Source organism: Brachybacterium sp. GCM10030252 (assembly GCF_042666535.1).
In the GTDB taxonomy this organism is placed as follows: domain Bacteria; phylum Actinomycetota; class Actinomycetes; order Actinomycetales; family Dermabacteraceae; genus Brachybacterium.
Genome location: NZ_JBHTDM010000007.1, coordinates 69,817 through 95,754 on the forward strand (window position 1 = coordinate 69,817; position 25,938 = coordinate 95,754).

Annotated in this window: 28 protein-coding genes and 1 tRNA gene; 11 read left to right on the forward strand and 18 right to left on the reverse strand. The window is 70.0% G+C overall.

The window, feature by feature from the left end:
* The first annotated feature begins 72 nt into the window (after positions 1 to 72).
* The 4 genes from ACFQRJ_RS06630 to ACFQRJ_RS06645 all read left to right on the forward strand — a co-directional run bounded on the left by ACFQRJ_RS06630 (position 73) and on the right by ACFQRJ_RS06645 (position 3,125).
* Entirely contained in the window at positions 73 to 534 is a 462-nt protein-coding gene (locus tag ACFQRJ_RS06630; protein WP_377018198.1) for a VOC family protein, read from the forward strand.
* A gap of 182 nt (positions 535 to 716) precedes the next feature.
* Positions 717 to 1,658 carry an aldo/keto reductase gene (locus ACFQRJ_RS06635; protein WP_377018199.1) on the forward strand — a complete coding sequence of 314 codons (942 nt, stop codon included), beginning with the start codon at positions 717 to 719 and terminating at the stop codon, positions 1,656 to 1,658.
* Between the two features lie 119 nt (positions 1,659 to 1,777).
* Positions 1,778 to 2,236 carry a hypothetical protein gene (locus ACFQRJ_RS06640; protein ID WP_377018200.1) on the forward strand — a complete coding sequence of 153 codons (459 nt, stop codon included), beginning with the start codon at positions 1,778 to 1,780 and terminating at the stop codon, positions 2,234 to 2,236.
* Positions 2,237 to 2,423: 187 nt separating this feature from the next.
* Positions 2,424 to 3,125, forward strand: coding sequence for an ABC transporter ATP-binding protein (locus ACFQRJ_RS06645; RefSeq protein ID WP_377018201.1), 702 nt, complete (start codon positions 2,424 to 2,426; stop codon positions 3,123 to 3,125).
* Positions 3,126 to 3,177: 52 nt separating this feature from the next.
* On the opposite strand, the gene ACFQRJ_RS06650 is transcribed toward ACFQRJ_RS06645, so the two are convergent.
* The 6 genes from ACFQRJ_RS06650 to ACFQRJ_RS06675 form a co-directional block, all read right to left on the reverse strand.
* Positions 3,178 to 4,701, reverse strand: a complete 1,524-nt coding sequence (locus tag ACFQRJ_RS06650; protein WP_377018202.1) for an FGGY family carbohydrate kinase — start codon at positions 4,699 to 4,701, stop codon at positions 3,178 to 3,180.
* 84 nt (positions 4,702 to 4,785) lie between these two features.
* Complete coding sequence (locus ACFQRJ_RS06655; protein WP_377018428.1) at positions 4,786 to 5,010, reverse strand: putative quinol monooxygenase; 225 nt, start codon at positions 5,008 to 5,010, stop codon at positions 4,786 to 4,788.
* The gene (locus tag ACFQRJ_RS06660) at positions 4,904 to 6,487 is read right to left on the reverse strand and encodes an acyltransferase (protein WP_377018203.1); all 1,584 of its coding nucleotides are present in this window, start codon (positions 6,485 to 6,487) and stop codon (positions 4,904 to 4,906) included. The genes ACFQRJ_RS06655 and ACFQRJ_RS06660 overlap by 107 nt, the downstream gene beginning before the upstream one ends.
* A 98-nt stretch (positions 6,488 to 6,585) precedes the next feature.
* A complete protein-coding gene (locus ACFQRJ_RS06665) occupies positions 6,586 to 7,257 on the reverse strand; it encodes a response regulator (protein ID WP_377018204.1) in 672 nt (223 codons plus the stop codon).
* Positions 7,254 to 8,540: a sensor histidine kinase gene (locus tag ACFQRJ_RS06670; RefSeq protein ID WP_377018205.1), complete on the reverse strand. Its 1,287-nt coding sequence runs from the start codon at positions 8,538 to 8,540 to the stop codon at positions 7,254 to 7,256. Before ACFQRJ_RS06670 ends, ACFQRJ_RS06665 begins: the two co-directional genes overlap by 4 nt.
* A gap of 107 nt (positions 8,541 to 8,647) precedes the next feature.
* Positions 8,648 to 9,400, reverse strand: coding sequence for a DedA family protein (locus ACFQRJ_RS06675; RefSeq protein ID WP_377018206.1), 753 nt, complete (start codon positions 9,398 to 9,400; stop codon positions 8,648 to 8,650).
* A gap of 85 nt (positions 9,401 to 9,485) precedes the next feature.
* Between ACFQRJ_RS06675 and ACFQRJ_RS06680 the strand changes: the two genes are divergently transcribed.
* Positions 9,486 to 9,752 (forward strand): hypothetical protein, encoded by a 267-nt coding sequence (locus ACFQRJ_RS06680; RefSeq protein ID WP_377018207.1) that lies wholly within the window; start codon positions 9,486 to 9,488, stop codon positions 9,750 to 9,752.
* A 96-nt stretch (positions 9,753 to 9,848) separates the two neighbouring features.
* On the forward strand, positions 9,849 to 10,733 hold the full coding sequence (locus ACFQRJ_RS06685; RefSeq protein ID WP_377018208.1) for a sugar phosphate isomerase/epimerase family protein: 885 nt from the start codon (positions 9,849 to 9,851) through the stop codon (positions 10,731 to 10,733).
* Positions 10,734 to 10,821: 88 nt separating this feature from the next.
* Here ACFQRJ_RS06685 and ACFQRJ_RS06690 read toward each other — a convergent pair whose 3' ends face one another.
* The 3 genes from ACFQRJ_RS06690 to ACFQRJ_RS06700 all read right to left on the reverse strand — a co-directional run bounded on the left by ACFQRJ_RS06690 (position 10,822) and on the right by ACFQRJ_RS06700 (position 12,830).
* Positions 10,822 to 11,001, reverse strand: coding sequence for a hypothetical protein (locus tag ACFQRJ_RS06690; RefSeq protein ID WP_377018209.1), 180 nt, complete (start codon positions 10,999 to 11,001; stop codon positions 10,822 to 10,824).
* Between the two features lie 125 nt (positions 11,002 to 11,126).
* Positions 11,127 to 11,199: transfer RNA gene (locus tag ACFQRJ_RS06695), tRNA-Lys, on the reverse strand.
* A gap of 125 nt (positions 11,200 to 11,324) precedes the next feature.
* Positions 11,325 to 12,830, reverse strand: coding sequence for an alanine/glycine:cation symporter family protein (locus ACFQRJ_RS06700; RefSeq protein ID WP_377018210.1), 1,506 nt, complete (start codon positions 12,828 to 12,830; stop codon positions 11,325 to 11,327).
* Positions 12,831 to 13,163: 333 nt separating this feature from the next.
* Between ACFQRJ_RS06700 and ectA the strand changes: the two genes are divergently transcribed.
* The 3 genes from ectA to ACFQRJ_RS06715 all read left to right on the forward strand — a co-directional run bounded on the left by ectA (position 13,164) and on the right by ACFQRJ_RS06715 (position 15,585).
* Positions 13,164 to 13,712: a diaminobutyrate acetyltransferase gene (ectA, locus tag ACFQRJ_RS06705; protein ID WP_377018211.1), complete on the forward strand. Its 549-nt coding sequence runs from the start codon at positions 13,164 to 13,166 to the stop codon at positions 13,710 to 13,712.
* Between the two features lie 103 nt (positions 13,713 to 13,815).
* Positions 13,816 to 15,084, forward strand: a complete 1,269-nt coding sequence (ectB, locus tag ACFQRJ_RS06710; protein WP_377018212.1) for a diaminobutyrate--2-oxoglutarate transaminase — start codon at positions 13,816 to 13,818, stop codon at positions 15,082 to 15,084.
* A gap of 108 nt (positions 15,085 to 15,192) precedes the next feature.
* Positions 15,193 to 15,585 carry an ectoine synthase gene (locus ACFQRJ_RS06715; protein ID WP_377018213.1) on the forward strand — a complete coding sequence of 131 codons (393 nt, stop codon included), beginning with the start codon at positions 15,193 to 15,195 and terminating at the stop codon, positions 15,583 to 15,585.
* A gap of 202 nt (positions 15,586 to 15,787) precedes the next feature.
* Here the strand turns inward: ACFQRJ_RS06715 and ACFQRJ_RS06720 are convergent, their stop codons facing one another.
* Entirely contained in the window at positions 15,788 to 16,378 is a 591-nt protein-coding gene (locus ACFQRJ_RS06720; protein ID WP_377018214.1) for a hypothetical protein, read from the reverse strand.
* Between the two features lie 64 nt (positions 16,379 to 16,442).
* Here ACFQRJ_RS06720 and ACFQRJ_RS06725 point away from each other — a divergent pair, with 64 nt between their 5' ends.
* Positions 16,443 to 17,111 carry an IMPACT family protein gene (locus ACFQRJ_RS06725; RefSeq protein ID WP_377018215.1) on the forward strand — a complete coding sequence of 223 codons (669 nt, stop codon included), beginning with the start codon at positions 16,443 to 16,445 and terminating at the stop codon, positions 17,109 to 17,111.
* Positions 17,112 to 17,191: 80 nt separating this feature from the next.
* Here ACFQRJ_RS06725 and ACFQRJ_RS06730 read toward each other — a convergent pair whose 3' ends face one another.
* The 5 genes from ACFQRJ_RS06730 to nrdF all read right to left on the reverse strand — a co-directional run bounded on the left by ACFQRJ_RS06730 (position 17,192) and on the right by nrdF (position 20,400).
* Positions 17,192 to 17,905 (reverse strand): hypothetical protein, encoded by a 714-nt coding sequence (locus ACFQRJ_RS06730; RefSeq protein WP_377018216.1) that lies wholly within the window; start codon positions 17,903 to 17,905, stop codon positions 17,192 to 17,194.
* Between the two features lie 134 nt (positions 17,906 to 18,039).
* Positions 18,040 to 18,324 (reverse strand): GlsB/YeaQ/YmgE family stress response membrane protein, encoded by a 285-nt coding sequence (locus tag ACFQRJ_RS06735; RefSeq protein ID WP_377018217.1) that lies wholly within the window; start codon positions 18,322 to 18,324, stop codon positions 18,040 to 18,042.
* 246 nt (positions 18,325 to 18,570) lie between these two features.
* Positions 18,571 to 18,804: a hypothetical protein gene (locus ACFQRJ_RS06740; RefSeq protein ID WP_377018218.1), complete on the reverse strand. Its 234-nt coding sequence runs from the start codon at positions 18,802 to 18,804 to the stop codon at positions 18,571 to 18,573.
* Between the two features lie 36 nt (positions 18,805 to 18,840).
* The gene (locus ACFQRJ_RS06745) at positions 18,841 to 19,338 is read right to left on the reverse strand and encodes a hypothetical protein (protein WP_377018219.1); all 498 of its coding nucleotides are present in this window, start codon (positions 19,336 to 19,338) and stop codon (positions 18,841 to 18,843) included.
* A 93-nt stretch (positions 19,339 to 19,431) separates the two neighbouring features.
* On the reverse strand, positions 19,432 to 20,400 hold the full coding sequence (gene nrdF, locus ACFQRJ_RS06750) for a class 1b ribonucleoside-diphosphate reductase subunit beta (protein ID WP_377018220.1): 969 nt from the start codon (positions 20,398 to 20,400) through the stop codon (positions 19,432 to 19,434).
* 391 nt (positions 20,401 to 20,791) lie between these two features.
* On the opposite strand from nrdF, the gene ACFQRJ_RS06755 reads away from it, so the two are divergent.
* Positions 20,792 to 22,195: a DUF418 domain-containing protein gene (locus tag ACFQRJ_RS06755; RefSeq protein ID WP_377018221.1), complete on the forward strand. Its 1,404-nt coding sequence runs from the start codon at positions 20,792 to 20,794 to the stop codon at positions 22,193 to 22,195.
* 15 nt (positions 22,196 to 22,210) lie between these two features.
* Here ACFQRJ_RS06755 and ACFQRJ_RS06760 read toward each other — a convergent pair whose 3' ends face one another.
* From ACFQRJ_RS06760 to ACFQRJ_RS06770, 3 genes are all read right to left on the reverse strand, one after another.
* On the reverse strand, positions 22,211 to 23,671 hold the full coding sequence (locus tag ACFQRJ_RS06760; protein WP_377018222.1) for an MFS transporter: 1,461 nt from the start codon (positions 23,669 to 23,671) through the stop codon (positions 22,211 to 22,213).
* Between the two features lie 162 nt (positions 23,672 to 23,833).
* Positions 23,834 to 24,601 (reverse strand): IclR family transcriptional regulator, encoded by a 768-nt coding sequence (locus ACFQRJ_RS06765; RefSeq protein WP_377018223.1) that lies wholly within the window; start codon positions 24,599 to 24,601, stop codon positions 23,834 to 23,836.
* Positions 24,602 to 24,604: 3 nt separating this feature from the next.
* Positions 24,605 to 25,723, reverse strand: coding sequence for a D-2-hydroxyacid dehydrogenase (locus ACFQRJ_RS06770; protein ID WP_377018224.1), 1,119 nt, complete (start codon positions 25,721 to 25,723; stop codon positions 24,605 to 24,607).
* Positions 25,724 to 25,938: the final 215 nt, after the last annotated feature.

Sequence of the window (25,938 nt, forward strand, 5' to 3'; positions counted from 1 at the left end):
CGATTTCCAAGGACACCTCCTGTCCTTCAGGGGTAGGCAGTCTGGAGCCTCCAACTCGATGACGGAGGTCCCATGAGCAGCACCATCCAGATCACCATCGACGCCCGCGACCCCCGCGCTCTGTCCACCTTCTGGCGCGACGTGCTCGGGTACGTGCATCCGGCCCCACCCGGGACGACGGTCGCCGCGGGTGAGGACCCGCTGGCGGCGTGGGACGAGTTCCTAGAACGCAGCGGGATCCCTCCGGAGCAGCGCAATAGCGCTTCCGCCCTCGAGGACCCCGACGGGACGGGGCCGCGGGTGTTCTTCCAGCAGGTGCTCGAGGGCAAGGTCGTCAAGAACAGGGTCCATCTCGATGTGCGGACGGCGAGTGAACTGCGTGGTGCTGAGCGCATGGAGGCACTCGAGGAGGAAGCACAGCGGCTGCTCGGCCTCGGCGCCGCGCGGCTCTTCCGCCACGAGCCGGAACCACCCATGAGCATTGGCTTCCTCGTCATGGCCGATCCAGAGGGCAATGAGTTCTGCCTCGACTGAATCCGTCCTCTCGTCTCCCGCGGTTGGAGCCGCCCCGGGAGAACCGCGATGGCCAGAATTGGTCGCCGCGGGCTGAGATGTTCCGGGCGCCTCACAGCGTTGCATCCTGCGGCGCCTTCCACGGCGCCCCAGCCGCAGCCGCCAGCTGTCGGCCGCACCGCACCCGTTCCCGAGGAGCTGTCATGACACTCATCCCCCGCACCGAACTCGACGTCTTTCCGCTGAACCTGGGTGGCAACACCTTCGGATGGACCTCGGACCGCGAGACGTCCTTCGCCGTGCTCGACGCCTACGTCGCCGCGGGCGGCAACTTCATCGACACCGCCGATGGGTACTCCGCGTGGGTCGAGGGCAACTCCGGCGGAGAGTCGGAGGCGGTTCTGGGGCAGTGGATGGCCGAGCGCGGCAACCGCGACCAGCTGGTGATCGCCACCAAGGTGGGCTCGAAGCCGGACCGCAAGGGCCTGGAGGCCGCGAACGTGGAGGCGGCGCTGACGGAGTCGCTGCAGCGTCTGCAGACCGACGTGATCGACCTGTACTACCTCCACTTCGATGACGAGTCGGTGGCGATCGCCGATCAGGTCCGCACCTTCCACGGGCTCGTCGAGTCCGGCCGCGTGCGTCACGTCGCGCTGTCGAACTTCTCCCCGGAGCGCATGCGCGAGTGGTTCGAGACCGCACAGCGCGAGGGTTTGACCGTCCCGGTGGCGATCCAGCCTCAGTACAACCTGCTGCACCGGGCCGACTACGAGAACTCCTACGGGCCGATCGCCCGTGAGTTCGACGTGGCCGTCTTCCCCTACTTCGCGCTGGCCTCCGGTGTGCTCACCGGCAAGTACCGCTCCAGGGAGGATCTGGAAGGTCGCGCTCGCAAGGGCATGGCGCAGTCCCTGGTCACCGACGAGAGTCTGGCCGTCGTCGACGCGCTGGAGAAGGTCGCCTCCGCTCACGGCGCGGAGATCACCAGCGTGGCCCTGGCGTGGCTGCTGGCCAAGGGGGTCACGGCGCCCATCGCCTCGGCCTCGACCACCGAGCAGGTGCCCGCCCTGATCGCCGCCGCCTCGCTCGAGCTCTCGGCCGAGGAAGTCGCTGCGCTCGATGAGGTCTCCCGTCCCTTCGCCTGAGTGATCGGCGGGCTGCCCGGGGCCGGACCGGCACCGGGCAGCCCGCCGCCCGCAGCACATCCCGCCCCTCATCCAGCCGCCGGACCAGCACCCTCTCAGAGGCCATCTAGGCTGGATACATGGTTGCTCAGGATCCCTCACGACCGGTTCGCCCCTCCACCCGCAGGCACCGCACACGCACCCTCGTCATCGTCGCGATCGCGGCAGCGGTGGTCGCCGGAGTCGTCGGGCTCGGCGCCGGCGGGGTCGGCGGGTTCATGCTCTCCTCCGGCTCCGGCGGATCAGGCGGTTCCCGCGCGGAGCAGAACGTCGCCGAGGGGTGCGCAGTCCTCGAGCGCATCGAGAGCGACCTCCCCTTCGAGGAATCGGAGTTCAGTCTCGAGACCCCGCAGATATTCGAGATCACCGCCATCGCGAGCTCCTTCATGGCCGCCGGCACTGCCGACCCGGCCCGGTCGGACCTCTACGACGCCGGGCGCCGCGTCCAGGAGGGCCTGAACACCTTCGATGTGGGAGGAGGTCAATGCCGCGCTCGAGGCCCTTGGCGCCGAGTGCGGCTGACGTGCTCTCGGCGGTGACGGCACGGCCCGAGGGAAGCGCACTGTCACCGATCCCGCGACGCGCGGCCCGGACTCCCCCAGCCGGCACGGCTACAGTGCCTTCGAGCCCGACGCCCACTGCCGAGAGAGATCGATGCCGCCTTCGACGACCCTGACCGCTTCCGCCGTTCACGCCGGATACCCCGGGGAGAGAGTGCTCGAGGGGGTGGATCTGACGATCAGCGCGGGCGAGGCGCCGTTGGGCCTGCTGGGCCCCTCCGGAGCCGGGAAGACCACGCTGATCGATGTGCTGCGCGGGGAACTGAAGCCATCGGCCGGGGACGTCACCTACCAGGGTCGCAGCGTCGGCCGCCTGCGCGGGAAGGATCGCAAGGAGTTCCGCGCCGCTGTGCGCTTCATGTCGCAGTACTCGATGACGATCTCGGATCCACGCGAGACCGTACGGGCCCGCCTGCAGCGTGCGGCCAAGGAGGCCCGCAAGGGAGGCCGCACCCACGCCGTCTCCCCCGCGGAGATGCTCGCGACCGTCGGCCTCGAGGACCATGTCCTGGATCGTGCGCTGATCACGCTCTCCGGGGGCGAGAGGCAGCGAGTCGCCCTGGCGACGGCCCTGGCCACGCGCCCGGAGATCCTGGTGCTCGATGAGCCGCTGACCGCGGTGGACCCCGGCATGCGCGGCGAGATCGCCGCGTCGCTGACCGCTCTGATCCAGCGGCTCGGCGTGGGCACGCTGATCGCCTCGCATGATATCGAGCTCCTCCAGCGCATGTGCCCGCAGGTCGCCTTCCTCGGGCAGGGCCGCATCCTCGCGCGGGGACCGCTCGAGGAGGTCCTGGCCAGCACGGAGCACGAGGACATCCGCGATCTCGCCGCCAGCGTCCCGCAGGCGATCCAGCGCTTCCGCTGACCCTCCGGCGTGAGCCGGGACGCTCCGCCGCGGTGGAGCGAGGGTCCGGCTGTCACTGCAGTGCGCGCACCTCGGCGACGGCGGTGTAGAGCGCGCGATGGGCCGGTCGCAGCGAGGCATGCGCCTCGGCGGCCGACGGCTCCGGCTCGATGGTGCGGACGGTCTCCCGGGCCGCCAGCGGGACGATGCCGTGCTCCAGTCCGAGAGCGTCGGCCGCGGCGATGGCGCAGCCCACCAGGGCGGCGTCGTCCTGCTCGAGGGTCCGTACGGGCCGGCCCATGACGTCGGCGAGGATCCGCAGCCACGGCGCGGAGGCCGCTCCCCCACCGGTCACCGCCAGCGGACGCCGTCCCTCCGCCCCCTCGACGTGCGCGTGGGCGAGGGCGTGGGCGATCCCCTCGAGCACCGCCGCATACATGTCGATCCCGCGGGTGCCCGCTCCCATGCCGATGACCGCGGCGCGCAGGTTGCCGTCCCGTACGGGGAAACGCTCCCCGAAAAGAGACGGCAGGGCGAGCAGGCCCGTCGGCCCGCGACCGTGCTCGGCCTCGCGGCGCTCGAGCATGGCGTCGGCCGTCGCCGCGGATACGCCCTCCAGAAGGGCTTCGCGCGCCCAGGATGCTGCGGCGCCGGCAGCGAGCAGGGCGGAGATCCGCAGGGTGCCGCTGGGGGCGCGGCGGGTCGCGCCGAGGGCGAGGTGGTGCGATGCGCCCGGGCGCGAGGCGGAGTGGACGCGGGGCAGCACGGACGCGAGCCACCCGCTGCTGCCGAGGTAGGCGTACTCATCCCCCGGGTCGAGGCCGACCAGGCCCAGCGTCGTCGCCCCGGCATCACCGGGCGCGAGCACCACGGGAAGACCGGCCGGCAGGCCCAGCAGCTGCTGCGCGTTCGCACCGGTGCGGCCGATGACCTGGCCGGCGCTCGTGGTGATCGCGGGCAGCAGTGTCTCGTCGATGCCTGCGGCCGCCGCGATCGGCGGCGACCAGGTGCGGCTGCGAGCGTCGAGGAGGCCGGTGGCGGCGGCCGTGGTCGGATCGCACCAGCAGCCCAGACCCAGCAGGTGCGCGAGGTGGCCGGCGGGACCGAACACGATGCCCCGCGTGCGCTGGACGAGGCCCGGGTCAGTGCGTACCAGGCGGCGGAACATCGCGGCGCAGCTGGTGGCGTCCTGCAGGTTCCCGGTGATCCGGTCCCACGAGGAGACTGCTGCATCCTCGTCTCGGAAAGCCGCGTGCAGTTCGTCGGCCTCCCGAGCGGCACGGGTGTCGCTGTAGAGGATGGCCGGGACGTCGGTGCCGTCGCCCGTCTCGAGCACGAGGTCCTGCATCTGCCCGGTCAGGGACAGCGCTCCGATCGGCGCATCGGGCGAGCCATCGCCCGGCCCGTCGGCCCGGATGGCCGTGATCGCCGCGCGTGCGGAGCGCACCCAGTCCGACGGAGCCTGCTCCGCTCCTCCGCCCGGGGCGGATCGGGTGGGGTACGCGCTGCTCGCCTGCGCCCGGAGGGTGCCCGTCGTGTCGATCAGCGCCGCTTTGGCAGCGGAGGTCCCGAGATCCAGGCACAGGAGGGAGGGCATGCGCTCAGAGTAAGGGGCTGGCCCTTTCGGTGCGGGGCACCCGTCGGCGCACACCGCGTCACCAGTGCCGCGCCGCGGGCTCCCTCACTCGGCTGTCTCGGTAGGCAGCCCGGTGACCTCGTAATCGCGCTTGATGGTCGCGGTCGCCCGGCCCCACGCGTCGTCCTTGACCCGTTCCTGGTGGGCAGCGAACGCGTCGGCATCACGGAACTGCTCCTGGACGGACCAGATCAGCGGATCGTCCGTCCGCGTGACGTCGAAATACTCGCAGCCCTCCTCGGCGCGGGTCAGTTCGACGTGGCGAGGCAGGTATGCCTCGACGACCCTCGCCTCGTCGACGTCGGCGCAGACGAGGTTCCCGGTGAGCCGGACTGGCGACATGGACGCTCCCTGTGGTCGATCGTGCGGTGTGCTGAGACCGCCCCCAGGGTGCCATCTCTCGCCGCGCCGGGCGTGGAGGTTCCGTCTCCGCCTCGTCCGTGCGCCGGAGGCGGGAGAGGGCGAGCACGATCAGCACGATCGCGGTGGTGGCGGTCAGGGCGGTGGTGCCGGCCACGAGGAGGACCAGCACGCCGGTGAGGCCGATCAGGACGGCCTGCGCCGCGCGCGAGGCGGAGGTGGTCGGGGCCTGCGGCAGCGGGAGCCGCTCGATGCCGCCGAGCAGCCGGGCCACGCCTGCGGTCAGGACGATGGCCAGCGCGATCCACACCGGCCGCGTCAGCCACCACCCCGCGCTCGAGGGCTCGGGCAGCGACAGCTCTGCGGCGGCGGCGACGAACGCGGTGACGGCGGCCATCGCCAGCAGCACCGTGAGGTTCCACAGGTAGATGGTCATGGCGCGCTGCGTGACGAACGCGGTCAGCGCCGCGACCCGGGGCCGCCTGCTCAGGGCGGTGATCGGCCCGCGCAGGAGCGAGAGCACAGCGATCTGGGCGGCGCCGACGAGCAGCAGGACGGTGGTGGGCGGGTTCATGTTGGCAACCAGATCCGGGGAGAAGATCCCTGCAGCGATCGTGCCGGCTGCCAGGGCGGCGGCGACGAGCCCGCCGAGGGCTCGGGTCCGGGGCCGCAGGGCGTCGATGCGCCCGTCGGCGAGGAAGAATCCGGCCTGCTGCAGGGCGAGCCAGACGAAGGCGAGGTTGGTGTAGCCGATGGCCTCGATGGCGGTGGCCAGCCGCAGGGCGTCGATCAGCACGGCGCCGGTGACCAGGCCGGCGAGGGTGGCCAGCGGAGCGCGCTGGTGTGCGGTCAGGAGGGCCGGGAGCACTGCTTGAACGGCGAGGAACACCCCCAGGAACCACAGGGGTTGTCCGTAGCGGATGCCGGTCAGCGCCACGAGATCGGCCGGAACCCCGGCGCTGGTCAGCACGGCCAGCGCGACGCCGGCGACGGCGATCGTCACCACGGCCGGGACCAGCAGCCGGTGGACGCGTCCCACCACGAAGCCGGTCGCGGTTCCGCCTCGCTCGCGCATCCGCCGGTACCCGTGCATCCCGGCGAAGCCGCCGATCACGAAGAAGATCGGCATCACCTGGAGAAGCCACGTCAGCGGCGGGTACCAGGCGGCGCCCACCGTGGCGTACTCCAGGACCGGCCCGGCCGGTGCCAGCGTGACGCCCACCTGGAGCGAGTGCAGCACGACGATGACGAGCACGCAGATCGCCCGCACGAGGTCGATGCCGGCGTCGCGTCCCCAGGCTCGCCCTGCCGGGCGATGCGGGGCAGTGCGGGATGGGGCGGTGCGGGATGGGGCGGTGCGGGATTGCGGCGCCGGGGCGATGGCCATGGGTTCTCCTCCTGGGGTGACGCCAGGAGGCTATGGACGCGGCCTCGTCCAGGACATCGCTCGCGGGTGCCCTGGCGACCCCCTACCGGGGAGTGATCTCAGGAGGTGGGCTCGACCAGGCGGCTGTCGTAGGCGAAGATCACGGCCTGGACGCGGTCGCGGGCACCGATCTTGGTGAGGATCCTGCCCACGTGCGTCTTGACCGTGTGCTCGGAGAGGAACAGGTCGGCGGCGATCTCCCCGTTCGAGCGTCCCTGCCCCATCAGCAGCAGCACGTCCCGCTCGCGCTCGGTGAGCTTCGCCAGCAGCCCCGCGGCGCGAGGCGGCTGCGGCTTCTGGGCGGCGAACTGGGCGATCATCTTCCGGGTGATGCCCGGGGAGAGCAGCGCGTCGCCGGCGGCGACGACGCGCACCGCATGGACGAGCTCCTCGGGCGGGGCGTCCTTGAGCAGGAACCCGCTGGCCCCGGCCTGCAGGGCGTCGTAGACGTAGTCATCGATGTCGAAGGTGGTCAGCATGAGGATCCGCGGCACCTTCGCCGCCGGGAAGCCCGGTCCCAGGATCTGCCGGGTCGCCTCGATGCCGTTCAGCTCCGGCATCCGCACGTCCATGACGATCACGTCCGGGCTCAGCCGGGCGGCGAGCGCAAGAGCTTCCTTGCCGGTGGTGGCCTGGCCCGCGACCCGGATCCCGTCGTGGGCGTCCAGGAGCGCGGCGAATCCCGCGCGGACCATCGCGGCGTCGTCGACGATCAGGACGTCGATGCTCATTCCGGCCTCCCGTCCCGATCATCGAACGGCAGCACCGCGGAGACGGTCCATCCTCCCGAGGGGTCGGGTCCCACGGCGAGGCTGCCTCCCAGCAGCGAGACCCGCTCCTGCATGCCGCGCAGTCCGTGGCCGCTGCCCGAGGTGGCAGCGACGGTGCCGTCGAGGCCCGCGATGGAGGGCGACCGGCGAGCGCCGGGCTGGGTGGCGTCGCCCTCGGCCACCTCGTCATTGTGCACGCGGAGCGCGACGGCGGAGCCCTCGGTGCCGACGCTCAGGTCGATCGGAGCGCCGGGCGCGTGGCGCACGGCGTTGCTGAGGGCTTCCTGGGTGATGCGGAAGGCGGCGATGTGCAGGCTGGGCGGCAATCCGTCGGGCGGCGGCGAGAAGGAGAACTCGACCTCGCCGCCGGTGCGGCGGATGCCCTCGACCAGGGCCGGGATATCGGCGATCGATTGCTGCGGTGCCAGTTCGGTGGCGTCGTCCTCGGTGCGCAGCACACCGAGCAGGCGCCGCATCTCGGTCAGGGAGTTGCGGGCGGTCTGGGAGATCTCCTCGAACTCCGCGGTGGCCTCCGGCGCGAGATCCGGGATCCGGTAGCGGGCGGTGGAGGCCTGGACCTGGATCAGCGAGGTGCTGTGGGCGACCACGTCGTGCAGCTCCCGGGCGATCCGGGTGCGCTCCTCGACGAGGATGCGCCGTGCCTGCTCCGATGCCGTGAGCTCCCGTTCCCGGTTCAGCTCCTCGCCCACGCGGATCCTGCCGGCCAGCAGCACCGCCACCAGCAGCGCGGCGCCGGTGATCGAGGCCGTCACGATGAGGTTCGGGCCGGCCGTGCTCGCGGGGACGGCGGGCACGATCATCGGCAGGGCGAGGGAGGCGGCCATGGGCGCTGCCCAGGACACCAGACCGATGCGCCACCCGTGGACGGTGGCGATCACCAGGACGAACACCGTGAACGTGATCATGGCCGGCACCGACCAGGGCCACGGCCAGGACAGGTCCCGGCTCGCCGAGGTCACGAGGGGCAGCACCAGGGCGGCCACGCCGAAGACGACGGCTGCCACTCGGGGTCCGCTGAGTGCGATCAGCGGTGCGCTGCACAGGGCGGCCCCGAGCGGGATGGCCACCGGCACGGGCGTGCCGTAGTAGGTCGCGTGGATCGGCACGAGCACCGAGAACAGCGTCACGGTTAGGACCATGAGCGCGGCCAGCGGCACCATGCGCATCCGTCGCGCCCGTCTGGTCGAGCGCGGGAGATCGCCGGGGAAATCGGTGTGGTCCACACTCCGACGCTAGCCCGCAGCGCATCCCGGCACATCACTCTCACGTACCACGCACAGGCCCTACCTGGGAGGGTGGCTGTCGGCGCCGATGCGCCCGTCTCGGCGGGTCAGAGCGCCGCAGGGCAGGGCACGACGGGTCCGAGGGCCACTGGGGCGTTGGGACCACGGGGCGATGCCGGCTCACGGCCAGCGCCCGTCGCGGCCACGCGGTCCGGGGCTGCATGGCCGGCCGGGAGCAGGGCAGGTGTCGTCCGCGCCCGTGCCGACGCGCGTCCTCGGGCCGTCCTGACCCGGTCGACGACGAGGCCGATCACGCCGGCCACCACGACTCCGATGACCGCACTGAGCAGCGGCTGGTCACCGAGCCACTGCCCGGCGACCACGCCGATGACCGTGCTGTACAGCGACCACATCAAGCCGGCGACGACGCTGAGCGCCGCGAACCGGGGCCACGGATAGCGCAGGACACCTGCGCTGATGTTCACGGCGACCCGGCCGACGGGGATGAAGCGGGCGGAGAGGATGAACGGCGCCCCGCGCTGCTCGAGGGACTGCTGGGCGCGGGCCAGGGCCGAGGAGAAGCGCCGCCCCTGCATCCAGCGCGGCATCCTGTCCCCCAGCGTGCGGCCGAGCAGGTAGGCGATGTTGTCACCGATGATGGCGCCCGCCGCGGCGACCAGGCCCAGCAGCACGATGATGACCGGATCCCCGGTGGCCGCGGCGGTCGCGACGGCCGCCACCAGCACGGTCTCGCTGGGAATTGGAGGGAAGAACCCGTCGATCACGGAGGCGACGAACATGACCAGGAGAAGCCATGGCGATTCGGCCGCTTGCAGGATGAAGTCGTTGATCTGTTCCACACCTCGACGCTAGATCCGCGGACTCGCCCGCACATCGCTCGGCGGACCGATTGCCATCGCTCCACGGGGTGACGCGCGAGAGCGCGTGAGCTCGACCCCGCTGCGGCTGCCCGTCTCGGCGTCATGGGATGATCACGTCCATGACGATCGCTCCCCGCGCCGAGGCCGCCCTGTGAGAGCACTCGGCTTCGTCCTGGTCGTCGTGGCCGCCGTTCTGCTGGTATCGAGCATGGCCTCGATCTACGCCACCACCATGACGGTTCGTCGCAGCACGCTCTCCCCCTGGGCGGTCGTGCTCGGCGCGGCTGCGGTCACGGTCGGAGCGCTGGGCGGAGTTCTCGTGCTGCTCTGAGTGGGTCGATGCTGCGCCGGAGAGCGGCGGCCCATCGCCATCCGTCGCGTCGGCCGGTCGTACATGCGGAAGGCACGGGGCCGATACATTGGCGCCATGAGCACTGTTGCCCAGAACACCGCCCCCGCCGATGACCCGGCCGCCGATTCCCCCGCTCCGGAAACGCCGATGGCCGTGCACGCCTGGTCGCTGCACCGCACGCTCGGCGGATTCATCGCCGAACACGCCAACCCGCCCGGCTCCTCCGCCATGACGCCGACGGCCGCTGCGCCCGGCGCCGTGGACATGCTGGACCTGCCGCGCGAGCTCGCCGCCCACGGAGTCGGCACCGTGCAGCTGTGCCATTTCCACCTGCCCCGCCGAGACCGCTCCTACCTCGAAGAGCTACGCGGCGCCCTCGCCGAGGCCGACGTGACGCTGGATGCCCTGCTGGTGGACTCCGGCGACCCCGTCCACCCCACCGACGCCGACGCCCACGAGGCCTGGATCGCCGGCTGGCTCGAGGACGCCGCCGTCCTCGGCGCGAAGCGAGGCCGCGTGTGCGCGGGAGAGTCCTCCCCCACGCCCGAGCTCATCGCCGCCAGCGGCGAGCGCCTGGCCCGGCTGGCCGCCGGCTCCCCGGTGCGAGTGGTCACCGAGAACTGGAAGGACCTGCTGGCCTCGGCCGAAGACGTCCACGCGCTGCTGGATGCGGCGGGAGGCTCCATCGGCCTGCTGGTGGATCTGGACAACTGGAAGATGCCCGATCGCGAGGCGCAGCTGGCGAGCATCGGCGGCCTCGCCGAGACCTCCCACGCCAAGTGCCCCACCACCGCTGAAGGCACCCTGGATACCGAGGACTACCGCCGCGTGCTGCAGGCGGTGCTGGGCGCCGGCTATGACGGACCGCTGTGCCTGGTCTACGCCGGCGCGGACGACGACGAGTGGGCGGGCCTGGCCGCGTGCCAGCAGGTGGTCGACGCCGTGCGCGCGACGCGCTGACGCCGACCGCCGAGCTCGACGCCGCTGGCTGCATGACAGCGCCCCCGATACGACCTTCCCGGGTCGGATCAGGGGCGCGTGCCTGTTTTCACTGGCGGTCGAGGTACTTCCTGGCGCTCTGCTGTGCCTGGTCGATCTTCGCGCTGTGACGCGGCGACGCGCGCCGCGCGGTGTCGGCGACCGTGTCCGTGGCACGCGTGGCTGCCCGGCGGCCCTTCTCGCTGCGCAGGGCAGTTCGTGCGGAGTGGAGGAGTCGACTCAGCTTCATCCCCCGATGGCACCACCGGGGGCTGTGCGCGGCCTGGCAACACCGTCCGGGTCCCCTGCATGGCTACGCCCGGCTTCGGAAGAGTGGGCGCTCTCGCACCTCGACCCAGCCGCTGCGCTGACCAGTGGGCCCGGAGGGGATCGAACCCTCGACCCGCGGATTAAAAGTCCGATGCTCTACCAACTGAGCTACAGGCCCGTGCCCGCGTGGCGGGCCAACCCATCTTAACGGCGCGCGCAGGACGAAGCGGACGCCAGGTGACCGGTCGTACCCGTCACCTGGCGTCCGCCGTGCGCCGTTCCCGTCGTCGCCGGGCCCGCCGGTCAGACTCCGGCGTTGCGCCTGCTGTCCTGGTAGTCGCTGACGTCCACGCCTTCCCAGACCTCGATGTTCTTGATCTCGGGCAGGTCCGAGGCGAGGAAGATCGGGTCGTGGCCCTGTGCCAGCTGCTCGTTGTAGTGGCGCAGCAGCTTCATGGCGGTCGGGGCGAGAAGGGCGATCACGATGAGGTTGATGATCGCGATGAAGACCATGCTGACCCCGGCGATGGACCAGGCCAGGTCCACCGAGATCACCGAACCGATGAACACGAGGGCGACCACGGCGAGGCCGAAGGCGATATGCCAGCCGCGCTTGCTGGTGATGAAGTGCATGTTCGCCTCGCCGTAGGAGAAGTTCCCCAGCACGGAGGTGAAGGCGAGCAGGAACATGATCGCCGCCAGCAGGATCGCGGCCCACCCACCGAGGTTGGCGGTCATCGACTCCTGCACCATCACCAGTCCCTCACCGCCGGCGGAGACGTCGGGGAAGGCCACCAGCACGATGAACGCGGTGATCGAGCAGATCAGGATCGTGTCGAAGTAGACCCCGAGGGTCTGGACCAGGCCCTGCTTGACCGGGTGGCTGACCGAGGCGGTGGCGGCCACGTTCGGCACCGAGCCCATGCCCGCCTCGTTCGAGAGCATCCCGCGCTGGACGCCGTTGACGATCGCGGCACCGATGCCGCCACCGATCGCGGCCTGCGGGCTGAACGCCTCCGTGACGATCTGGCCGACCACACGCGGCAGCTCACCGAGGTTCAGGCCGACGATGAGGATGCCGATGACCAGGTAGATCAGCGCCATCAGCGGCACCATGTTCTGGGCCACCCGGGCCACCCGGCGCATCCCGCCGAATACGATCACACCGGTGAGGACGGCCAGCACCACACCGAGCACGACAGGCATCCACGGCATCCCCGCAGGATCCGCGTAGATCGCAACCGCACCGCTGAACGCGTCGACGATGGTGTTGGCCTGCAGCGAGGTGAAGGCGAAGGCGAAGCAGAAGATGAACAGGACCGCGAAGAACAGCCCGAAGCCGCGGCTGCCCAGCCCCCGCTGGATGTAGAAGGCCGGCCCGCCCTTGTAGGTGTCCTCGGCACGGGACTTCCACAGCTGGGCGAGGGTGGATTCGATGAAGCTGGCAGCGCTGGTGAGCAGGCACATCACCCACATCCACAGCACGGCGCCCGGCCCGCCCAGGAAGATCGCCCCGGCCACGCCGGAGATGTTGCCGGTGCCCACGCGCGCTGCCGCGGAGACGCTGAAGGCCTGGAACGCGCTGAGGGACTTGGTCCTCACGATGCGGTTGCGGCCCGCCCCGCGCTGCTCACGCTGCGCCTTCTGCGTGATCGCGCCGAACATCGCCGGGATCATCCGGAACTGCACTCCCCGGGAGCGGATCGTGAAGTACAGGGCGAGCACGACGACCACGGGCATCCCTGCCCAGGTCCACAGCCAGCCCTCGGCGTTTCCCAGCCATTCATTGAGTGATTCCAGAGGAGTCATGTCCATGACGGTACCCAGTGCCCCTCCAGGTCCGTCGCGATTCGGCGTGATGCGGCCGCCGTGGCTCACTCATGTCTGCGCGCGCGGGAGTCCGCGATCCGGGCACCCGTGACGCACAACACAGAGAGTTCTCGCCCCCGGCCGCCATCGTGCCGACCGCGACCCCGTTTGCGCAGGTCGGCACGTATAGGACGGCCTTGTCCGACAATCCGACGAGCAGCACGTCGGCGGTCACGTTTTCGTTACGACACTCCGAGCGGAGGCCTCTCCGCGAGGGCCCGGGGTCCACATCCGTCGGCGTTCTCGATAGCGTTGGGGATCGTTATGGGCCCGTTGACGACGATCGAAAACCACTCCGACTCGAACCGACGCACGACCCGATCCAGCTCCCCCGCCGCCGACCTCACGATCACTGCGCCTGCTCAGAGCCATGGCGCCGACATCTGGCGCGTTGCCCGGGACAGCGGATCTCTCGACCTGAACACCTCCTACGCCTACCTGCTGCTCGCCCGTGACTTCGCGGCGACCTCCCGGGTAGCTCTGCACGAGGGAGAGGTCGTCGGCTTCGTTCTCGGATACCTCCGCCCGGACGCCCCTCAGCGGCTGTTCATCTGGCAGATCGCCGTCGACGAGTCGATGCGAGGCCAGCGCGTGGCAGCCCGGCTGCTGGAGGCGCTGCTGGAGGATCTTCCGTCGGTGACCGCACTGGAGACCACCATCACCGAGGACAACAGCGCCTCCCAGCGCCTGTTCGCCTCCCTCGCCGAGCGCCATGGCGCCAGCCACACGATCGAGCCGCTGTTCGAGGAGAGCCACTTCCCCGACGAGGGCCACGGCGCCGAACTGCTCCACGTGATCGGAGACCTGCGCCCCGGCGCATGAATGCGCTGCGCTTCCCACACCCCACCCGTCGAGACGGGCGTCTCCGTGCGCCCACAGGACCCCACAGACCATCCGCACCCATCCATCAGGGAGAAGGCACCACATGACGACGACCGCACCCACCAATGCCATTGAGCTCGAGTCCCAGGTCCGCAGCTACTCCCGCAGCTGGCCCACCACGTTCACCCACGCCACCGGCAGCACGCTGACCGCCGAGGACGGCCGGGAGTACATCGACTTCTTCGCCGGCGCCGGCGCCCTGAACTACGGCCACAACCACCCCGAGCTGAAGAAGGTCGTCATCGACCATTTCCTCGAGGACCGCGTCGTCCACGGCCTGGACATGTTCACCGACGTGCGCCGCCAGTTCCTGGAGACCTTCAAGTCGCAGATCCTCGAGCCGCGCGACCTCGACTACGTGATGGCCTTCCCCGGCCCGGGCGGCGCCAACGCCGTCGAGGCCGCTCTGAAGCTGGCCCGCAAGGTGACCGGGCGCGAGTCCGTCGTGAACTTCACCAACGGCTTCCACGGGATGACGCTCGGTGCGCTGTCGGTGACCGGCAACTCGATGAAGCGCGGCGGCGCCGGCATCCCCCTGGTCCACGCCACCCCGATGCCGTTCGATGACTACTTCGGCCAGGTCGTCCCGGACTTCATGTACCTCGAGCGTCTGCTCACCGACGGCGGCAGCGGCCTGAACAAGCCCGCCGCCGTCATCGTCGAGTCCGTCCAGGGCGAGGGCGGCATCAACGCCGCCCGCGCTGAATGGCTGCGCGGCCTCGCCGATCTGTGCGCGAAGCACGAGATCCTGCTGATCGTCGACGACATCCAGATGGGCTGCGGCCGCACCGGCGGCTTCTTCTCCTTCGAGGAGGCCGGCATCAAGCCCGACATGGTCACGCTCTCGAAGTCCATCAGCGGCTACGGCCTGCCGATGGCGCTGACGCTGATCAAGCCCGAGCTGGACATCTGGGAGCCCGGCGAGCACAACGGCACCTTCCGTGGCATCGGCCCGGCCTTCGCGACCGCCACCAAGGCGATCGAGCTGTTCTGGAGCGACGACGAGCTCCAGAAGGAGACCATCAAGAAGGGCGCCTACATCGAGAGCCGCTTCAACCAGCTGGCCGCCCGCTTCGAGGACCACGAGCTCATCGTCAAGGGCCGCGGCCTCGCCCGCGGCCTGGGGATGCCCAGCGGCGAGCTGGCCGGCAAGGTCACCGACCGTGCTTTCGAGCTCGGTCTGCTGGTGGAGACCTCCGGGCCCGACGACGAGGTCGTCAAGCTGCTGCCGGCGCTCACGATCCCCGAGGAGCAGCTCCGCCAGGGACTGGACATCATCGACCAGGCCGTCGCCGAGGCGCTGACCGCCTGAGCACCCCACCCCCGTCGGCCCGCTCCAGCTCCGGGGCGGGCCGACGTCTCCCTGAGCGCCCGCTCGGGGACCGCAGGACCCCGTTCATCCACGGAGAGGAATTCCCCCATGCTCGTTCGCACCCTCGATGAGGTCACCGACACCGACGCGGACATCAAGTCCGAGAACTGGCGCAGCAAGCGCATCATCCTGGCGAAGGAGGGCGTCGGCTTCTCCGTGCACGAGACCACGCTCTATGCCGGGACCGAGAGCTACTTCTGGTACGCCAACCACATCGAGGCCGTCTTCATCACCCAGGGAGAGGGGGAGATCGAGGATCTGGCCACCGGCGAGAAGCACCAGCTGGCGCCGGGCAGCCTCTACCTGCTCAACGACCACGACAAGCACATCGTGCGTCCCCGCACCGAGATCAAGTGCGTGTGCGTGTTCAACCCGCCGGTCACCGGCCGCGAGATCCACGACGAGAACGGCGTCTACCCGCTGGTGACCGAGGACGCCTGAGGCGGGCTCCTCCGTCCGCGGTCCACTCGAGGCCGTAGGACGACAAGGGCGCACTCGAGGCGCTCCTGAGCACGACAGGGCCCGGCAGGATCATCACGATCCTGCCGGGCCCTGTCGCGTCCCTCAGCCCTTGACGTCGCGGGCGGCAGCGGATCTGCCTGCCGTCACCGCGCCTCTGCTGGACCGCGGGGATCAGGGGCGCTCACGAGGCACGACGACGGATGATCAGCAGGATCACGCCGATCACGACCAGCACGAATCCGAGGAAACCGCCGCCCAGGCCCAGCAGGACGCCTCCGACGGCCCCGAAGATCCCACCGATGGAGACCGGCGGGCCGACGGCGACAGGCGTGCCGCCGCAGTCGAAGGAGTACTCCCCCGCCTCGTTCGCCGTGATCGAGTCGAAGGACGCCCAGGTCCTCCCCCCCTTGGTGGTGCTGCTCGTCTGATGCGTGCCCTCGCCGATCGCCTCGGGCGAGGGGCCCATCACCTCGCACGTGGGGATCTGGGTGCCCTCCTCGGCGTAGAACTGGATATCGTCACCGGCCTCCGCGGTGACCGAGCCGCTGCCGCTGTCGAACACCTCGATGTCACCCAGCCCGCCGGCTGTCCTGGTGATGCCGAGCACCGTGAGGGTGATGCCGAGGGCGATGCTGAGCACCAGGATGATCGCGCCGACGATGACAAGGATGTTCGGCACCCTGCCGAACTTCTTCCGACCGGAGCCGGACCCTGGGTGCTGCTGGCCCATCGAGCCCGGCGGGGGCACGGGAGCGGAGTTCGGGACGGTCATGGGGATCCTCCTGGGAATCGAGCTGCAACCTCGAGCAGACTACCGTCGCCCTAGACTCGGCTCCATGCCCGATCCGCTCGTTCTCGCCGCCGATGTGGAGACGGAACTGGTCGAGAAGCGTTCCCGCTTCCTCACCCGACTGCACCGGGTCGAGGACCTCCACCAGGCCGAGGACCGCATCCGGGCCGCCCGACGCGACCACCCCGACGCCCGCCACCACTGCACCGCTCTCGTGATCGGCGCCCCGGGCGACGCCGCCGAGGTGAACCGCTCCAGCGATGACGGCGAACCGTCCGGCACGGCGGGCATGCCGATGCTCCAGTCACTCCTGCATGCTGGCCTGGTCGACACGCTGGCGATCGTCACCCGCTACTTCGGCGGCGTGAAACTGGGGGCCGGCGGCCTGATGCGGGCCTACACCGCCGCCGTGGAGCAGGCGGTCTCCGAGGGCACGGTGCTGCGCCGCACCCAGCTCACCGTCGCCGAGCTGGACGTCCCGCTCGCCGAGATCGGGGCCGCCGAGAATGCGGTGCGCCAGTGGGCCGCCGCGCACGGCGCGCATGTCGAGCCCACCGTCTACTCCGCGCGGGCCGCGACCGTGCAGGTGCTCCTCGAGCCGTCCCACCTCGAGGCCCTGGCAGCGGACACCGCACGCTGGTCCTCCGGCCGCATCGACGTCCGCGCCACCGGGGATCGACTGACGGACGTACCGATCTCGCGCGAGGTGGAGTGAGACGTCGATCGGGCCGCGGAGCGAGCACCCGCTCGCACGCCCCTGCCGGTGGACCGGCACGTGGCCGGCACTCAGCGGGGTCATTGCCCGCCGGGAAGATCGACGTAGTGCGCGGGAACCGATTTGAGCGGACGCAGATCGCGCGGCTGCGCGGTGACCAGCCGGCTGAGCACAGCGAAGGACATCTCCCGGTGCAGGTCATGAAACTCCTCGACGGCCTCGCCGGAGCGGATCGGGAACACCCATCGCCATGATGAGGCGGGCTGCTCCCGCACATCGAACGGGTCGCGGACCACGGCCAGCTCGATTCCCGCCGGGCGCACGGCCTCCAGCATGGCCGTCAGCACCGGGGTCAGGTCCCCTCCCGTGACGGCGTGCTGGGAGGGGACGTCCGCGCTGCTGGCGAGGTCGAGCTCGACGCGCCCAGCCCCTGCGGGGCTGTCCCAGGTGGTGGCACGGACTGCGAAGATGACGCCGTGAGCGTCGTACTCCGCGATCAGCACCCGCGCGATCTGTTCGGCGCGCGCGGAGACGGCTCGCGCCGAGAGGCCGGCGGCATCGACCTGCACCGCGATGCTGCCGATCAGCCTCCCGCGCTGCGCCGTCGCCGCCCGCGGGACCACGTTGGCGTGGTGCAGCAGTGAGTAGTAGGGCACGGCCAGTGCCCGTCGGACCTCGCTCGAGGCACGGTCGCGCACCGCGAGCGGACCGAAGTCGCGCCGCAGGATCAGCCCGAAGCGCAGCGCGAGGTGCTCACGCTGCTCGAGCTCCGTGAGGCGGTGCCGTCGCCGCATGTCATCAGATTATCGACACCCGTCACCGGCGATACCCACGGCGTGGGCGATGACCTGCCCCCGCACATGCCGACGGCGCCGCCCCGGGAGTCCCGGGACGGCGCCGTCGTGGTGCGGACGCTAGTGGCCTGAGGTCAGGCGCGGTTCTTGGTCGCGAAGCCGTAGATCGCCATCACGATGATCGCGCCGACGATGGACAGCAGGATGGTGCCGATGCTCCACGGGTTGTCCATGATCCCGCCGATCCCGTTACCACCGAACAGGCCGCCGATGAAGCCGCCGACGATCGCACCGATGACGCCGAGGACGATCGTCATCCCCAGCCCCATGGCCTGCTTGCCCGGCATGATCGCGCGGGCGAGGAGGCCGATGATCGCGCCGATGATGATCCACGAGATGATCAGTCCGATAAGTCCCATGACACGTTCTCCATTCGTTGAGGGGAAGGGGACGGGGTGTTACGCACACATTCTGGCCCCGCACGGCGACTGACGACCAGATCGCCGCGAAACCGCAGGTCACGCGGACGACCAGGCGGTATGGCGAGAGCTCGATCACGACGTCGTGCCGCTTGGGCACGGCCGGTCAGCGCCTCGTCGCCGAATAATCCGGAGTGCGCAGTGCAGTGCGCGCCGCGGCGGGCCGCCGGTCCGCGGCCCTCCGTGTCACTGCGAGGCCAGTCGTGAGGCGAGCAGGGACTTGGCCTGCTCAGCTCCCTTGGTGCTCTCGTGCTGCGCTTTGGAGAAGAGCTCGGCGAGTTCGGTGTCACCGTCCCGCTCCGCGTCCTTGACGTAGGTCTCCATGCGCAACGCGTTGTTCAGGCAGGACTCCAGGAACCACACCAGGTTGTAGTGCTTGTCCTTCGTCCCGGTGACCTGGCCAGCTTCTTGCTCCGACATGTTTCCTCCTCGACGCGGGATTCACTGTGGTACCCGTCACGATAGGAGGGTGCTCGCTCCAGGGGAAGGCGCAGTGAGCAGCGCGCCCCCGGGGGCGCCGAGATCGCTCCGTGACCAGGGCGACTGCTGGCATGCAGTCCTTAACCGCTCGGTTCGCGCCTCCTTGCCGCACCACAGCGCCGCGCGCTGCGCCGGGCCGGCATCGAGGCCTGCCTCGTCGGGGTGCAGCACCAGGCCCGGATCCCACCCGGCGTCGACCGCGGCCACCGACTCGATGTCGACGCCGACGGCACCCTCAGTGGTGACCGCCGTGACCAGGTGCGGGCCGGCGCGGGAGAGGCTCACCGAGACCTCGTCGCCGCGCCCGGGCACGCGGGCCCAGGGCCGCCCGTGCCGGGAGGAGCCGCAGCGCGGGCAGGCGCGTCCCACGAGGACGTCGGCCTCGGAGGCATCGGTCAGCTCGGCGACGCGCCTGCGCAGGATCGCATCGGCGTTCTCGTCGGCCGCATGATGCTGCACCGGCGAGTCGCCCATCGGGCGCGGGTCAATACGCCGAGGGCGCCGGACATTCACGTCCGGCGCCTTCGGGCGGGGTCCGGGGAGCACGCCTGTCCCGGGGTCAGAGCCTCAGAAGTCCCAGTCGTCGTCCTCGGTCTCGACGGCCTTGCCCATGACGTAGCTGGAGCCGGAGCCGGAGAAGAAGTCGTGGTTCTCGTCGGCGTTCGGGGACAGGGCGGCGAGGATCGCGGGGTTGACCTCCGTGGAGTCCTGCGGGAACAGCGACTCGTAGCCGAGGTTCATCAGCGCCTTGTTGGCGTTGTACCGCAAGAAGGTCTTGACCTCCTCGGTCCAGCCCACCGGGTCGTAGAGATCCTCGGTGTACTCCTCCTCGTTCTCGTACAGCTCGAGCAGGAGGGACATCGTGTAGTCCTTGAGCTCCGCGCGGCGCTCCGGGGAGGCCTGCTCCATGGCCTTCTGGAACTTGTACCCGATGTAGTAGCCGTGGACGGCCTCGTCACGGATGATCAGGCGGATGATGTCGGCGGTGTTGGTCAGCTCGCCGTGGCTGGAGTAGTGCATCGGCAGGTAGAAGCCGGAGTAGAACAGGAAGGACTCCAGCAGCGTGGAGGCGACCTTCCGCTTCTCCGCGTCATCGCCCTGGTAGTAGTCCATGACGATCCGCGCCTTCTTCTGCAGCGGCTCGTTGAACTCGCTCCAGCGGAAGGCCTCGTCGATCTGCTTGGTGTCCGACAGCGTCGAGAAGATCTGGGAGTAGGACTTCGCGTGCACCGACTCCATGAAGGCGATGTTGGTGTACACCGCCTCCTCGTGCTGGGTGATCGCATCGGGAATCAGGGAGACGGCGCCGACGGTCCCCTGCACGGTGTCCAGCAGGGTCAGCCCGGTGAAGACCCGCATGGTCAGCGTCTTCTCGTGATCGGGCAGCCGGTTCCAGGACTGGATGTCGTTGGACAGCGGCACCTTCTCGGGCAGCCAGAAGTTTCCGGTCAGGCGGTCCCAGACCTCCTGGTCCTTCGGGTCCGGGATCCGGTTCCAGTTGATGGCCTGGACCGTCGTCTTCAGGTGGTCGTTCACCGCAGCCTCACTGTCAGAAGAATCGGGGAGAGTCAGTGCTCGCCAGTGTAGGCAGTGGGGCCCTCCCGGCGGCGCACCGACGGCCCTCCGGCGCGGTGGGAATCGACACCCTCCGCCGGGGCAGCGGCGAACGCCGCGATGTTCCCCTTCCTCGGCGTGAGCAAGCCCTCCGCTGCGGTGCGCGGGCCGCCTCCGGGCCTTGAGCACCATGGCGGCGCGCCTCATCGACACCCGTGACACAAAGCCGACTTTCGTCCCGCGACAGCGGCTGCGGGCGCGGCTAGGTTCGCAAGAGACGACGCCGCACCTCAGAGGACGACGCTGCACCTCGGGTGCGACGGCGCATCGACCGGATCCACCGCTCTGCCTCGCCGACCCGAAAGGCGCCGACGTGACCAGCTCGCCCACGGTTCCCCGCTCCCCTGCCGCCCCGTCCCGCCCACGCCGTTCCCTGGCCCCGGACATCTCCCGGGGCCTGATGCTCGCCCTGATCGCGATGGCCAACGTCTCCTGGTACCTGTGGGGCCATGAGGGGTCCGTCGGCATGAGCCCCCACGTCCCGGCGACGGGCCCGCTCGATTCCGCGGTGCAGTTCGTCATGACCGTCGCCGTCGACCACCGGGCGATGCCGCTGTTCGCGTTCCTGTTCGGCTACGGCATGGTGCAGTTCTACCGCTCCCGCATCGACCGCGGCATGGAAGCCGGCGTCGTCCGGATCATGATGCGGCGCCGGCACTGGGCGATGCTGCTGCTGGGCTTCCTGCATGCGGCGCTGCTGTTCTACGGGGACATCCTGGGGGCATACGCGGTCGCCGCCCTGCTGCTGGTGTGGATCTTCTTCGGCCGGCGCACCCGCACCCTCACCATCTGGCTGATCGTGCTGACCTCGATCATGGTGCTGTATGCGCTCTTCTCCGCCGTCAGCGCGCTGGTGCTGGCCTTCCTCGCCCCGCCGGAGGCGCTCGCGGAGATGGAGGCGGGAATGGCCGGCTTCGGAATGGGTTTCATCCGGGACCTGGCCTACGGGCAGCCGTACCTGATCTCGATCCTGACGCGCACCGGGATGTGGCTGTTCGCGCTCGTGCCGGCCGTTTTCATGGGCCCGCCGCTGATGATCCTGCTGGGGTGGATCGCCGCCCGTCACCGGGTGCTCGACGAGCCGTGGCGCCACGTCCGGCTGCTGCGTCGCGTCGCGATCGGCGGCATCGCCATCGGCTGGCTGGGCGGACTGCCGGACGCTCTGACGTACGTGGGTGTGCTGCCCATGCCGGAGGCGGTCGCCTGGGGCTTCGTCGGGATCACCTCGGTCTCGGGCATGGCCTGCGGCGTCGGCTACGCGGCCGCGTTCGGCCTGCTCGCGGCGCGGCTGGAGAGGCACGGGCTCCCAGCCGCGGCGCTCAGTGCGGAGGGTCCGGCGTCCCGTTCCGGCGCGACGGCGGAACAGACCCCGGCCCAGCGCGCCTACGGCGTTCCAGCGGCGACCGAGATGCCGGTCACGGAGGCCCGGCCCGGGCCCCTGGTATGCGCCCTGAGCGCCGTCGGCCAGCGGTCGCTGACGTTCTACCTGTTCCAGTCGCTGCTGTTGGCCCCGATCATGGCCGGCTGGGGGTTCGGCCTCGGCGCGCAGCTGAGCACGGCCCCGGCCGTCGCCATCGCCCTCGCGGTCTGGCTGGTCTCGCTGCCCCTCGCAGCGCTGCTGGACTCCCAGGGGCGCCGCGGTCCCGCCGAAGCTCTGCTGCGCCGCATGACCTACGGCAGGCACGAGACACGGCGCCCACGGAAGGCAACGACCTGACGCGCCGGAGCCCTTCTAACGCGCCGGCGTGCTGGAACGGTTCGGCCGCTCTCCGTCCGTGGTCGGCCACTCGCTGCCGGTCTCGGTATCGGACAGCCGCAGGGCGTCCTCGATGCGCAGCAGATCGCGACCGCGGGTCTCGGGGACGAGGAAGGTCGATGCCGTGGTGATCGCGGCGAGCGTGGCCATGTAGAGCGCGAGAACCATCCAGTTGTTGTCGGTCCAGGCCATCAGTGCGGCACCGAGAACTCCGGCGAGGCCTCCGGCGAGCACCGCGGAGAGTTCCCGCGCCATCGCCACTCCCAGGTATCGATGCTTGTTGCCGAACAGCTCGGGAAGCATCGCGCATTGCGGGCCGAGCATCGTGTTGACGGCAACGCCCAACCCGACGGCGATCACGGCGATGGCAAGAACATGGCTCCCCAGCGAGAGCAGCCACCAGGCCGGGATGCTGAAGACAAGCATGAACACCGCACCGAATCGGTAGACGGCGACACGGCCGAGACGGTCGGAGAGGTGGCCGCTGAGCGGGACAGACACCAGGCCGAGCAGACTTCCGAGAGTCACGCCCCACGTGACGATGCCGCGATCGAGTCCGATGGCGGCGGAGGTGACGAACGCCAGTGCCACCGACTGAAACATGTAGGACCCGCCGTTCTCCGCCATCCTCAGGCCTATGCCGACCACCACGGATGCGCGTCCGCGCGTGAAGATCTCGCGCAACGGCTTGTCCGCGACCTGCTCGTGCTTCTCGAGCGTGACGAAGGTGGGGGTCTCGGCCAGCTTCGCCCGAATGAACAGGGCGATGAGGATGAGCAGGAACGACGCGAGGAACGGCAGGCGCCAACCCCAGCTGAGGAAAGCGTCCTCGGGCATCAGCCGGGTGAGCGCGAAGAAGGTCAAGCTGGCCAGGAGGGTGCCGGCCTGGATGCCGATGAAGGGCAACGAGGCGAGGAATCCGCGTCGGCGGACGGGAGCGTACTCGGCCATCAGTACGGTGGCTCCGGCCTGCTCGGCGCCTGCACCGAAGCCCTGGGCCAGCCGCAGGACGATCAGCAGCAGCGGCGCGAGCAGACCGGCCTGCTCGAAGGTCGGCAGCACACCGATGAGGGTGGATGCACCGCCCATCAGCAGGATGGTGGTCACCAGGACCCATTTGCGCCCGATCCGGTCGCCGATGGTGCCGAAGAAGAGACCCCCGAAGGGACGGGCGACGAAGCCGACGCCATAGATGCCGAAAGCCGCGATCGTCGCGATGGCGGGATTCTCGTCGGAGAAGAACAGTCGGTCGAAGACCAGAGCCGTCATCAGGCCGTACATCGCGAAATCGAAGTACTCCAAGGCGCTGCCCACGCTCGAGGAGAGGGTGGCGCGGCGGAGGTTCGCGGTGTACTCGCGCTCGGTGTCCGGGTCGAGGCTGCCGGTACGCCCGGATGCGACGGTCGCGGGATCGGGATCGCTCGTCGGTGAGCTCATGGCATCTCCTTCGATGCAGCTGCAGATGCGGGCGGGCCGCGCGACCCGAGAGGCCGACGCGACGAGCCCACCGTACCGCATTCTGAACTACGTGCAACCTATTGAACGCAGTGGTAGCTCACCGCGAGTGCGCGTGCTGTCGGAGCCGCGTTACCGCCCGTCTCAGGGCCGGGCTGCGAGGGGGTTCGTCAGCTGCCTCGCCGCGTCGACGACGGCGGCCCCGACGCGTTCGACGGTCGTGTAGTCGGTCTCCTCCCGCGGCAGAGCGACACCGAGGGCCATCTGCGGATCGCCGGGACGCCACGCCGGCAGTGGGGCGGCCACTCCGTACACGGCATCGAGCGATTCCCCTCGATCCACGGCGAAGCCCCGTTCCCGAGCGGCACGGATCTTCTCCCAGGCCTCCTGTGGCGCGCGGACCGACCTCGGGGTCTTCGGTGCGAAGTGCTCGGCCCTGAGGATGTCCTCGACCTCGTCATCCGCCAGGGCCATCAGCAGCGCATTGCCTGCCGCCGTGTACACCAGAGGAAGACGCGAGCCGATGGGGGTTCCGAGCCGTTCCCGCCGACCTTCGTGCCGTGCGAGGTACAGAGCGTCGGTCCCGTCCAGGACAGCGATCTGCACGACCTCGTGGGCGAGTTCGGGCATCGACTCGACCACGCCGAAGAACTCACGGACCTGGTTGAACTGGGCGGCGAATGCACCGCCGAGCTCGGCGGTGCGCATGCCCAGCCGATACCCGCCGTCGGCGCGATGTATCATCCGCCCGTCTTCGAGCACAGCGCAGATGTTCGAGGCGGAGGACTTCGCGATACCGACCGCCCGGGACAGAGCGGCCAGGGACATCGGCTCCCCCTGGGCCTCGCTGAGCACCTCGAGGAGACGCAGGGCGCGCGACACGGCCGGAGCGGGATCCTTGGGTTCGGGCATGGCTCAGTAGAACTCGACGGTGTCCACGACGTTGCGCAGCGGGCGCCCGTCGAGATAGCGGTGCAGGTTGTCGGTGAACAGCCTGACGATCCGGCTGTCCTCCTTCGCGCTCAGCGCCGCGGTATGGGGACTGAGCAGAACGTGGGGATGTTCCCACAGAGGACTGTCGGCGGGCAGCGGCTCGGTCGCGGTGACGTCCAGGGCGGCGAATCCGATCCGGCCGGCGTCGAGTGCTGTGAGCAGGGCCGGCTCGTCCACAACGGTGCCGCGGCCGACATTGACGAGAATCGTGCCCTCGCGCACCCCGCCGAGAACTCTCTCGTCGATCAGGCCCGCGGTGCGGTCCGTGCCCGGCAGGGTCACGATGATCGCGTCGACATCACGGGCGGCTCGGGCCAGCTGATCGATGGGGACGAGCTCGTCGACGCCGTCGACGGCGTCACCACTGCGAGTCGTTCCGAGCACCCTGGCCCCCAGAGCGGAGAACTTCTTCGCGCACGCCGCGCCGATGCCTCCCAGGCCGACGATCAGAACCGTCATCTCACTGAGGTGGCGCATCTGCAGCCGGCCGCCCCACTCGTGGCGCTGCTGGAGCTGCTGGAGTCGAGGCAGAGTCTTGGCGCCGGCGAGCACACCGAAAAGCGCGAACTCCGCGAGCGGGTCACCGTGCACGCCTGCCGCAGTTGTGACGGTCAGCCGCTCCAACTCCTCGTCGTTCAATCCGGCCGCCCTCAGCTGCGCTCCCCCGCCGGCAGCCATCGTCTGGACCCAGCGCAGGTCAGGATTGGCACGGACGGTGCGCGCCAGAGCAGCGGGGTCTCCATCAGGCAGGCCGAAGAGCACATCGGCGGAATCGACCATCGACTGGTACGCCTGCTGCTCCTGTGCGGTGCGCTGCTGCTCGGGGTCCCCGTACCACTCGGCGGCGCTGCGCCGTGCGGGATGCAACGCATGGTCTCTGACCACGTCGACCCGGGGTTCGGACTCTTCGATCGTGCGACACAGTTCTTCGGGCAGATTCGCCGCGATGACGACCTGGAGACGATGCGAGCCCGCCGCGGTCTCACCCCGACGGCCTGAGGGGATCGGCGCCGGTGCTCCGGTCGAGGTCGTCGTGGTCATGGAGGAGCTCCTTCGCTCGTGCGGTGGTCCCGGCACTCGTCCTCCGGGGCGGCTCATCGGCGCCAGCGTCCGTTCACCATATATCGCAAGCGTCCCACATGCCGAACTCGGTTCAATCAGGATTCGCTCTGACGTCACGGATGACCACGCGGGAGCCGGTGCCAAGCCGGTCTCGCGCACGGCGCTCGTGCGTGGTGCGCGAAAGCGGCGAGTCC

Excerpts from the sequence above, each read along its gene's own strand:
- ACFQRJ_RS06685 (WP_377018208.1), top strand. The coding sequence starts at position 9,849 with ATGAGCACTGTTGCCCAGAACACCGCCCCCGCCGATGACCCGGCCGCC.
- ACFQRJ_RS06730 (WP_377018216.1), bottom strand. The coding sequence starts at position 17,905 with ATGCGGCGACGGCACCGCCTCACGGAGCTCGAGCAGCGTGAGCACCTC.
- ACFQRJ_RS06725 (WP_377018215.1), top strand. The coding sequence starts at position 16,443 with ATGCCCGATCCGCTCGTTCTCGCCGCCGATGTGGAGACGGAACTGGTC.
- ACFQRJ_RS06690 (WP_377018209.1), bottom strand. The coding sequence starts at position 11,001 with ATGAAGCTGAGTCGACTCCTCCACTCCGCACGAACTGCCCTGCGCAGC.
- ACFQRJ_RS06650 (WP_377018202.1), bottom strand. The coding sequence starts at position 4,701 with ATGCCCTCCCTCCTGTGCCTGGATCTCGGGACCTCCGCTGCCAAAGCG.
- ACFQRJ_RS06760 (WP_377018222.1), bottom strand. The coding sequence starts at position 23,671 with ATGAGCTCACCGACGAGCGATCCCGATCCCGCGACCGTCGCATCCGGG.
- ACFQRJ_RS06715 (WP_377018213.1), top strand. The coding sequence starts at position 15,193 with ATGCTCGTTCGCACCCTCGATGAGGTCACCGACACCGACGCGGACATC.
- ACFQRJ_RS06630 (WP_377018198.1), top strand. The coding sequence starts at position 73 with ATGAGCAGCACCATCCAGATCACCATCGACGCCCGCGACCCCCGCGCT.
- ACFQRJ_RS06745 (WP_377018219.1), bottom strand. The coding sequence starts at position 19,338 with ATGGGCGACTCGCCGGTGCAGCATCATGCGGCCGACGAGAACGCCGAT.
- ACFQRJ_RS06770 (WP_377018224.1), bottom strand. The coding sequence starts at position 25,723 with ATGACCACGACGACCTCGACCGGAGCACCGGCGCCGATCCCCTCAGGC.
- ACFQRJ_RS06660 (WP_377018203.1), bottom strand. The coding sequence starts at position 6,487 with ATGGCCATCGCCCCGGCGCCGCAATCCCGCACCGCCCCATCCCGCACC.
- ectB (WP_377018212.1), top strand. The coding sequence starts at position 13,816 with ATGACGACGACCGCACCCACCAATGCCATTGAGCTCGAGTCCCAGGTC.
- ACFQRJ_RS06740 (WP_377018218.1), bottom strand. The coding sequence starts at position 18,804 with ATGTCGGAGCAAGAAGCTGGCCAGGTCACCGGGACGAAGGACAAGCAC.
- ACFQRJ_RS06700 (WP_377018210.1), bottom strand. The coding sequence starts at position 12,830 with ATGACTCCTCTGGAATCACTCAATGAATGGCTGGGAAACGCCGAGGGC.
- ACFQRJ_RS06720 (WP_377018214.1), bottom strand. The coding sequence starts at position 16,378 with ATGACCGTCCCGAACTCCGCTCCCGTGCCCCCGCCGGGCTCGATGGGC.
- ACFQRJ_RS06735 (WP_377018217.1), bottom strand. The coding sequence starts at position 18,324 with ATGGGACTTATCGGACTGATCATCTCGTGGATCATCATCGGCGCGATC.
- ACFQRJ_RS06635 (WP_377018199.1), top strand. The coding sequence starts at position 717 with ATGACACTCATCCCCCGCACCGAACTCGACGTCTTTCCGCTGAACCTG.
- ACFQRJ_RS06765 (WP_377018223.1), bottom strand. The coding sequence starts at position 24,601 with ATGCCCGAACCCAAGGATCCCGCTCCGGCCGTGTCGCGCGCCCTGCGT.
- ACFQRJ_RS06665 (WP_377018204.1), bottom strand. The coding sequence starts at position 7,257 with ATGAGCATCGACGTCCTGATCGTCGACGACGCCGCGATGGTCCGCGCG.
- ACFQRJ_RS06640 (WP_377018200.1), top strand. The coding sequence starts at position 1,778 with ATGGTTGCTCAGGATCCCTCACGACCGGTTCGCCCCTCCACCCGCAGG.